The 8,444-nt window shown below is 69.6% G+C and carries 9 protein-coding genes; 4 read left to right on the top strand and 5 right to left on the bottom strand.

Translation table 11 applies throughout. The features are described 5' to 3' along the window. Window positions 1–160 precede the first annotated feature (160 nt). From ACWEVS_RS37010 to ACWEVS_RS36995, 4 genes are all read right to left on the bottom strand, one after another. A complete protein-coding gene (locus ACWEVS_RS37010; protein ID WP_452555392.1) occupies window positions 161–421 on the bottom strand; it encodes a hypothetical protein in 261 nt (86 codons plus the stop codon). A 208-nt stretch (window positions 422–629) separates the two neighbouring features. Beyond that, window positions 630–2,081, bottom strand: coding sequence for a hypothetical protein (locus tag ACWEVS_RS37005; protein ID WP_452555390.1), 1,452 nt, complete (start codon window positions 2,079–2,081; stop codon window positions 630–632). Beyond that, complete coding sequence (locus tag ACWEVS_RS37000) at window positions 2,078–2,938, bottom strand: toprim domain-containing protein (RefSeq protein WP_452555388.1); 861 nt, start codon at window positions 2,936–2,938, stop codon at window positions 2,078–2,080. The genes ACWEVS_RS37005 and ACWEVS_RS37000 overlap by 4 nt, the downstream gene beginning before the upstream one ends. Window positions 2,939–3,170: 232 nt before the next feature. Further along, complete coding sequence (locus ACWEVS_RS36995; protein ID WP_452555386.1) at window positions 3,171–3,404, bottom strand: helix-turn-helix transcriptional regulator; 234 nt, start codon at window positions 3,402–3,404, stop codon at window positions 3,171–3,173. Between the two features lie 138 nt (window positions 3,405–3,542). Between ACWEVS_RS36995 and ACWEVS_RS36990 the strand changes: the two genes are divergently transcribed. The 4 genes from ACWEVS_RS36990 to ACWEVS_RS36975 all read left to right on the top strand — a co-directional run bounded on the left by ACWEVS_RS36990 (window position 3,543) and on the right by ACWEVS_RS36975 (window position 7,977). Next, entirely contained in the window at window positions 3,543–4,139 is a 597-nt protein-coding gene (locus ACWEVS_RS36990) for a helix-turn-helix domain-containing protein (protein WP_452555384.1), read from the top strand. 2 nt (window positions 4,140–4,141) lie between these two features. Continuing rightward, a complete protein-coding gene (locus ACWEVS_RS36985; RefSeq protein ID WP_452555382.1) occupies window positions 4,142–5,431 on the top strand; it encodes a tyrosine-type recombinase/integrase in 1,290 nt (429 codons plus the stop codon). Between the two features lie 138 nt (window positions 5,432–5,569). Further along, complete coding sequence (locus tag ACWEVS_RS36980; RefSeq protein ID WP_449920732.1) at window positions 5,570–6,331, top strand: cyclase family protein; 762 nt, start codon at window positions 5,570–5,572, stop codon at window positions 6,329–6,331. Beyond that, complete coding sequence (locus ACWEVS_RS36975) at window positions 6,328–7,977, top strand: thiamine pyrophosphate-binding protein (RefSeq protein WP_452555380.1); 1,650 nt, start codon at window positions 6,328–6,330, stop codon at window positions 7,975–7,977. The genes ACWEVS_RS36980 and ACWEVS_RS36975 overlap by 4 nt, the downstream gene beginning before the upstream one ends. A gap of 41 nt (window positions 7,978–8,018) precedes the next feature. On the opposite strand, the gene dhaM is transcribed toward ACWEVS_RS36975, so the two are convergent. Beyond that, a partial coding sequence (gene dhaM / locus ACWEVS_RS36970) for a dihydroxyacetone kinase phosphoryl donor subunit DhaM (protein WP_452555378.1) occupies window positions 8,019–8,444 on the bottom strand: 426 nt, incomplete at its 5' end.

Here is an 8,444-nt window from a genome sequence, read left to right as displayed (position 1 = left end):
GCCCGGCCGCGGGGCGTGGGGCGGGGCGCGGGGCGCCTGGCTGGGCGGCCTGGGGGTGGCCGCCTGGCGCTGGGGGTGGGGCGGCACCGCGCGGCGTCGGGGGCGGGGGCGGGCCTGCCGTGGCGCAGGGCCAGGGGCGCGCCGGGGCCGGCATGGGCGTCTACGCGGGGTGGATGGTGATCACGTGGGGGCCGTATGCATCGACGAACTCTTGAGTGACAAGCGGGGTGCCGTCGCTGTACAGGAATACGGGCTGGACTTCCGTCTTGATGGTGAGGTCTTCGTCGTCTGAGACGTTGACGACCGCCCATGCGATGACGGGGCATTCCTCGAGGAAGCTCCGGTCTTTGTCGTGGATGCGGACCCTGTATGGGTCGGTGGTCGAAGTGATGGCGATGGCGGTGCCGGGCGTGAAGTCCATGGGCCTGCGTCCTTTCAGGCGACCCGAGGGCGTAGGACTGTAGGACTCGGTCCTACAGTCGCGTGTGATTCGCGCCCTCGGAATTCAGACATATAGGTACAAATCACCCTCATATGATCTATATAAGGGGGTTGGAGGCTCGGAGACTGTAGGACCGGTCCTACGGTCCTACGCGCCAGGGGGAGCGAAGTCCTACCGTCGTGGCCGATCATGACGGCATCGCCTCCCCGGTCGGTGCCGACCCTCCGAGGGTGTACACGGCGCCGTCGTACCGGACCCAGTCCATGGCAAGGGCATGGTCGATAGCCGCGTCCAGGAACTCCTTCTCCGGTCCTTTAAAGGCCTGGTTCACCCGCCGTTTTGTAGTCCTTACGCCTTCCCCTGCGTCCCTTACGACGCATCTCCGCACCCGCACCGCCATCCGCAGGACCCTCGCGCGCTCCTTGGCGACGTCGGCCATGACCTCGCGCTCAGCGTGCGCCTTGTTCCGCGCCCGTCGGGTCTCCTTCTCGCTGGCGCTGACGCGCTCTCGAATCCACGTGCGGACGGCGCTCGAGGTGCGCATGAGGGTGCCCGCAAGGGCCCAGTCTTCGGGGGTGACTTCGAGCCGGCCGTCGAGGACGCCAAGGATGGATGCGACTTTCAGGCGGGAGAGATTGGCGTGCCCGTCGAGGGAGTCGATTTCCGCCCGACCCTCCACTTGAGCCAGGTGGGCGACGCGGATCTCGTGGGCGATCTCGGGCGCGATATCGATAAGGCACCGCTGCAGCCCCATCACGTTGGCCTGTAGGTGGCGGCCGTTGATGACGGGAGCGGTCCAGCGGAGCCGCCCGGGATGGTCCGGGATCGCGTCGAGGGAAGGCATGTCCGGCGACTGCACGGCCAGCCACAGGAACCGCTGGGGCAGTCCGCCGTGAGTGTCCTCGAAGAGGAACGCCGCAGTCTCGGGCTGGACGCCCATCGCGATGCACAGCCGGTAGGTGTGCGGCGCCAGCTGCTGGCCGCGTTCGACGTCGGCGTACGACCCGCCGAGCCTCTCGCCAGACCACGCCTGACGAAGGGTTTCGGTGGTGGTCTGGCCTTGCCGCTTCATGAGCGGGCCAAGCATCGATCCCTCGTCGACGCGAACGAGCAGGGCGTGAGCCGTCTGCTCCCACTCTGTCCCGGTGATCCTCCCGCGGTCGTCGGTGAGCGAGACCTTGGTGAAGAACTTCTTGGCCAGCCCTTCGCCGGAACCTGCTGACGCTTCGCGGATGCGGTGGTCGGGCGTGCTGACGAAGGGCAGCAGCTCGCCGGCCGCATCGAGGGATGCACCCTTGCCGCCGCCTGACGCGGCCACGAGGGCGGCGTACAGGTTGGGCGGCTGGTACCGGCCGACGATGGCGGGCAGCAGTACGCGGTAATCGGTGGACACGGCCGCGCGCACCAGGACCGCGGCCAGCACTCCGTCAGGGGCGATGAGACGGCTGTGCGCGGCCTGCCGAACGTGGGTGAACAGGGGGCGTGCTCGCCAGAACTCGTCTGGGAGCACCGGGGGAATGCGCCCGTCAGGGGATAGCCGCGGTGGCCATTCCATGGGCGAGCTCGACCCGGGGCTGCCGTCGTCCTTGACGATGGTCGGCAGCCAGGCCGGTTCGCTGAGCGTGGTGGTGCTGGTCACCCGAGGGTCTCCAGGGGGTACGGCTTCGGCGCCCACACGTCGACGAAGTCGCCGGTGTGACCGCCTGCTGCGAGGTGGTCGGCGGCGTCTTTGCCGTGGAGGGCTTGGACGACGTAGATGGAGCGCGCGACGGGCAGCAGATTGGCGACGATGCTCTCGGCATGCCGCTGTCCTGCTTCGTCGCGGTCGGCGACGATGCACACGTCGGCGCCGTGGAAGTGCTGGGCGAACTCTGGCCGCCACTTGCCGGCGCCCATCGGGGTGCAGGTGGCGGTGATGAGCGGCCGCGCGCGGAGCGCCTCGACGTCCTTCTCGCCCTCGCAGATCATGACGACGCGTTCCTCGCGGACGGCGGCGACGACTTCGGGCAGCCTGTACGGCACGAGCCGCACCGCGAGTTCGCCGCTGTCGTACAGGCTCCACCGGCGGCCGCTGCGCGTGGCGGGGTCGGGCCTCCACTGGCGGAACCCCTGACAGCCGTTGCCCTTTAGCGCGCACCGGGCGACGCCGTACAGGGTGCGGCCCTGCTCGTCGCTGTAGAGGTACTCGGCGACCTTGTCGTGCTGGCACGGCATCCACCGGTCGGCCCTGTCGTTGCGGGGGCGCTCGCGCTGGTCGTCGGCGTACAGGTCGGACCACGTGAGGTTGAGCGCGGCAATGACGTCGTCGGCCGGGCAGTTGGCGCCGCCGTGGCATTTGAGGATGACGCCGCCGCCGCGGCCGACGCTGACGGACAGCGAGGGTGTGCGGTCGTCGTGGGCGGGGCAGCGCGCGGAGTGGCCGCTGCCGGAGGCTCGCGGCACGTGGCCGGTCACCTCGTACAGGCGTTGCAGCACGGTCGACAGGGGGGTACTCACGGCGTTGTCCTCTCAGCGAGCGCGCCAGGTTGGCGCATGAGCGCGGCGAGGTGAGCGAGGGTGCCGAGCCGACTCAGGATTCGCTGTCGGTCTCTGGGGCTGATCGCTTCAAGCGCGTGAACTGTGCGACGGCTCGCCGCATGGTTTACCGTGAGGTTGTCTCCGCCGCTCAGCAGGGACGATGTTTTCTGGACCCCCGCGGGTGGCCGCCCTCGGGGGTCCTTCTTTGCCATCACGCCGCGCCGCCATGGTTGGGCATCTGGGCATCCAGCCACGTTTCCACGTCGCTCCAGCGGTAGCGGACGCCGCCGCCTTCGAGCCGTAGCCACCGCGGGCCCTTGCCCCTGTACCGCCAGTTGCGCAGTGTGCCGGGGGGCTTAGAGAGATAGGTCGCGACCTCGCGTTCGGTGGCGAGAGGTGTGCCCCTACTGGGGCTGGTCCTTGAGGTGGTTATGGGCTGAGACACGCGATCTCCTGTCTCTTGTCAGTTCGACAAGCAATGCTCGGACTCGACATTGTGCATGTCTGATCGACTAAAGCAAGGGTGTGACGCGCCATGTCGTGTTGTCAAGTCGCAAGCCGATCTGTGTGCTAGCTTGTCGATGTGACAAGTTATGCACCGAGCGAACTGGTAGGTCAGCGAGTAAGGACCCTGCGGCTTCAACGGGGGTGGACTGCGCAACAACTCGCCGAACGATGCGCAGAGGTGGGAGCACCTGAGTTCACGGCCGCGGTCATCGCCAACATCGAGACGGGGCGCAAGGACTCAACGGGCAAACGCCGCCGTGATGTGACGATCGACGAAGTTCTACGGCTCGCGTACGCGCTCGGGGTTCCCCCGGTCCTGCTTTTCACGCCATTGAACGCCGACGAGCGGCTGGCGATCACGGCTACAGCGGTCGAGGCGCCGTTTGAAGCACTGCTGTGGATCACCGGACAAGCCAAGCCTGCGAACGTATCTCGAACGGACTGGAATAGAGCCCGATCGGAGCTCAGCCTGTATCAGGGCATCTTCGATGCTTTCCAGGAGGCGGCAAGAGTGCAAGATCATGGCGACACGGCCTTCGGCCCCCAGCTGCGGAATCTCGCCACGCTCATCAATCTGGCCCTGGACTCCGGTTTGGAACCCCCATCACTCCCCGACGAGTGGACGGCTCGGATGCGTGCCGAAGGGTGGCTGAGACCTGAAGAGGAGGGCTAGGCGTGGCGGTATACGACCGATGGCACAAGTCCCACCCGATGCCGGCCGAGGAAAAGTGCAAGTGCAGGCCGGCCAAGGTTCCAACGGCTGAGCACGGCCAAGGAGAGCGCTGGCAGGTCCGCTACCGCGATGACGCGGGCACGCAGAGGAAAAAGAACTTCGAGCGCCTCCCTGACGCCGAGAGCTTCGACGCCAAGGTTAAGGCGAGCCTAGACCGGGGCGACTACATCGACCCGAAGGCTGGCCTGATCACCCTTGCCGCCTACGCGCGCCAGTGGCGTGCTGGCCTCATTGCGGACTTGCACACGCTCGCCCAGACCGATAGTCGCTTGGCCAAATGGGTGTACGGAAAGCCGATCGGCAATCAGGGCATGGCGGTGCTCGCCAAGAGGCCGTCCATGGTCCAGCAGTGGATCAAGGACATGGAGGCATCAGGCCTCCAGCCGTCCAGCATCAAGATTGTGGTCGGCATGGTCTCGACCATCTTCGACGCGGCCTTGGATGATCAGGTCATCGGGCGCAATCCGTGCAAAACGAAGTCGGTGAAGGCGCCAGCGCCAGTGCCGAAGAAAGTCGTGCCGTGGACCCTCTCCCAGGTCGAGGCGATGGGTGCCGAGCTGCCCGACCAATACGAGGCGATGGTGTACCTCGGAGCAGGGTGCGGGCACCGGCAAGGCGAACTGTTCGGAATCGCCGTCGAGGACATCGACTTCCTCGGCCGCGTGGTCCATGTTCGCCGACAGGTGCGGCTCATTGGCAATCGGCTCGTCTTCTCGCCGCCAAAGCGCGGGAAGACGCGGTCGGTGCCCTTGCCGGAGGCCGTGGGCATGCGGCTGAGCGCGCATATCTCGGCACATCCGCCGGTCGCGGTGACGCTCCCTTGGGTTGAACGAGGAAAGCCGGGCAGTGAGCCGCTCACCGCCGAGCTGGTGTTCGTCGCGCCGCGTGGGAGTGCGGTCCATCGCAACACCTTCAATCACATGTGGCGCGGCGCCCTGGAGTCCGCAGGGATTGTGCCGGCGACGCCACCGGGCGAGAGGCGGAAGCCGTACCGCGAGCACGGGTGTCATGTGCTGAGGCACACGGCGGCGTCAGCATGGCTCGCGGCCGGCGTCGATATCCGGACCGTCGCTGATTACCTCGGACACGAGGACGTCGGCTTCACTCTGCGGACGTACACACACCTGATGCCGAACGCCGCGGACCGTGCTCGGAAGGCTATGGACGCCTTCTTCACAGGCAAGATCGAGGATGTGTCTAGTGCCCTGATTGTGCCCTCATCAAGATCATAGCGTGCGTTGACCCTGGTAAACGCGCCGCATAGCTACTTCCGCCACAAGTGAGCGCGGGCGGAGCAGCCGATCAGTGCCGGGAACACGCGCAAGCCGGTGGCCGTGGGAGGAACCGGGGGAGCGGGGAATGATGCGAGCATGTCGATCCTGCGGAACTTCCTGGAAAGCGTGCGCACCGGCGGCATCGAGGTCATCGACCTGACCGCGCCCCTCTCCGACCAGACACCGATCCTTCAGCTCCCCGAACCCTTCGGGAACACGATCCCCTTCCGGCTGGAGGAGATCAGCCGCTACGACGACCGCGGCCCCGCCTGGTACTGGAACGACATCCACACCGGCGAGCACACCGGCACGCACTTCGACGCCCCCGTCCACTGGGTGACCAACCGCGACGGCCAGGATGTCTCCCAGGTGCCCGTGCAGCGCCTGCTCGCGCCCGCCGTCGTCCTCGACTTCGCCGCCGAGGCGTCCAAGGACCCCGACTTCCTGCTCGAGGTGGAGCACGTCGAGGAGTGGGAGCGGGTCAACGGGCCGCTGCCCGCGGGGGGCTGGCTCCTCTACCGCACCGGCTGGGACGCCAGGTCCGACAGCCCCGCCGACTTCCTCAACGAGGGCCACTCGCCCGGCATCTCGGTGGAGTGCGCGCGCTGGCTGGCCAGGCAGGCTCCGATCATCGGCGTCGGCGTCGAGACCGTTGGCACGGACGCCGGCGCCGCCCACTCCTTCGACCCCGCCTTCCCGTGCCACTCCTTCCTGCTCGGCGCGGGCAAGTACGGCCTGACCCAGCTGCGCAACCTCGACAAGCTCCCGCCCACGGGCAGCGTCGTGATCGCGCCCCCGCTGCCGATCGTCGGCGGCTCGGGCAGTCCCGTCCGCGTTCTCGCGCTGGTCGAACGGTGACCGTCGCGGCGCTGGTGGGCCGGATCCTCGCCGAGCTCGGCGTGGAGACGGTCTTCGGCGTGGTCGGCAGCGGCAACTTCCACGTCACCAACGCCCTCGTGGCCGGCGGTGCCCGCTTCGTGGCCGCCCGCCACGAGGGCGGCGCCGCGACCATGGCCGACGCCTACGCGCGGATGAGCGGCCGGGTCGCCGCCATCTCGGTGCACCAGGGCCCGGGGCTGACCAACGCGATGACCGGCATCGCCGAGGCGGCCAAGAGCCGTACCCCGCTCATCGTGCTGGCCGGCGAGGCGACCCAGGTCCGCTCCAACTTCCACGTCGACCAGGACGCGATGGCCCGCGCCGTGGGCGCCACGGCCCTGCGGGTCCGCTCGGCCGGGACCGCCGTCGAGGACACCGTCGAGGCGTTCCTCACGGCGCGGGCCGGCCGTACCGTCCTGCTCAACCTCCCCCTGGACGTGCAGAGCGAGGCCGGGGACCGGGACGAGGCGTGGAAGGCGGCCGTCCTGAGCGCCCGCACCGCCGCCGAGCCGCCCACCGCCCCGTCCGAGGAGGACGTGGCCCGGCTGGCCGGCCTGCTGTCCGGCGCCGAACGGCCGGTGTTCGTCGCCGGCCGCGGCGCCAGGCACGCCCGCCGCGAGCTGGAGGCCCTCGCCGACCGGGCGGGCGCGCTGCTGGCGACCTCCGCCGTCGCCAAGGGCCTGTTCCGGGGCAGCCCGTGGGACCTCGACGTCAGCGGCGGCTTCGCCTCCCCCCTGGCAGCCGAGCTGATCGCGGGCGCGGACGTGCTGGTGGGCTGGGGGTGCGCCCTCAACATGTGGACGACCAGGCACGGCAGGCTCATCGGCCCGCGCGCCAAGGTCGTCCAGGTCGACCTCGACCCGGACGCCATCGGCGCCCACCGGCCCGTCGAGCTGGGCGTCGTGGGCGACGTCGCCAGGGTGGCCACGGCGGTGACGGCGGCGCTCGGCGGCACGCCGTCGAGGGCCTCCTGCCGCACGCCTGAGCTGGCCGCGCGGATCGCGGGGGAGGTGCGGTGGCGCGGCGTGCCGTACCAGGACGAGAGCGGGGACGGCAGGATCGACCCCAGGACGCTCACGATCGCGCTGGACGACCTGCTGCCCGCCGACCGCGTCGTCGCCACCGACTCGGGCAACTTCATGGGATATCCGGCGATGTTCCTCGACGTCCCCGACGAGCGGGGGTTCTGCTTCACCCAGGCCTTCCAGTCGATCGGTCTCGGCCTGGCCACCGCGATCGGCGCGGCGGTGGCCCTGCCGGACAGGCTCGCCGTGGCCGCGCTGGGCGACGGCGGCGCGCTCATGGGCATCGCCGAGCTGGAGACCGTGGTACGGCTCGGGCTGCCGATGGTGATCGTGGTCTACGACGACGAGGCCTACGGGGCCGAGGTGCACCACTTCGGGCCGTCGGGGCACCCGCTCGACACGGTCACCTTCCCCGCCGTCGACCTGGCCGGGATCGCCCGCGGGTACGGCTGCGCGGCGGTGACCGTCACGGAGCGGGGCGACCTGGACGCGGTCGCCTCGTGGCTGGAGGGGCCGAGGGACCGGCCGCTCCTGGTCCATGCGAAGGTCAGCGGGAGTCATGGGTCGTGGTGGCTGGAGGAGGCGTTCCGAGGCCACTGACCGCCCCTCGGGCCGGCGGGGTGCCGAACGGCGGGCGTCGGTCAGAGCTTGCGGTAGGTGCGGGCTTCCTCCGCGGCGGCCAGCACCTGGGCGAGCGGCGCGCCCGCGGCGGCGGTCACGGCCGCGGCGATCGCGCCCTCCACGAACGGCACGTCGGCCAGCACCACCCGCCCCGGCTCCTCGAGGAGCTTCGCGGTCAGCACCGAGCTGCCGAGGTCGGGAACGAGCAGCACGCCCGCGCCGCCGTCCACCTCGGCCACGGCCCGCTCGATGCGGTCGAGGCTGGTGCCGAGCTCGCCGTCCTCGGTGCCGCCCGCGCCCGCCACCATCGCCTCGGGCCCGGCGATCTGCCGCGCCAGCGCGGCCGCCTCGGCCGCCAGCGCGGCGCTGTGCGACACCAGGACGATCCCCACCATGCCGCTCACGCTCGCCTCCCGGGCCGGCCCCGCCGGGCCGTCACCTTCCGT

The organism is Nonomuraea sp. NPDC003754 (genome assembly GCF_053605785.1).
The sequence above is the reverse complement of the archived record's forward strand: the minus strand, read 5'-3'. Positions and strand labels throughout refer to the sequence as shown.

Coding starts and splice junctions, on each gene's coding strand:
- ACWEVS_RS37010 (WP_452555392.1), bottom strand. CDS start 421: ATGGACTTCACGCCCGGCACCGCCATCGCCATCACTTCGACCACCGAC.
- ACWEVS_RS36980 (WP_449920732.1), top strand. CDS start 5,570: ATGTCGATCCTGCGGAACTTCCTGGAAAGCGTGCGCACCGGCGGCATC.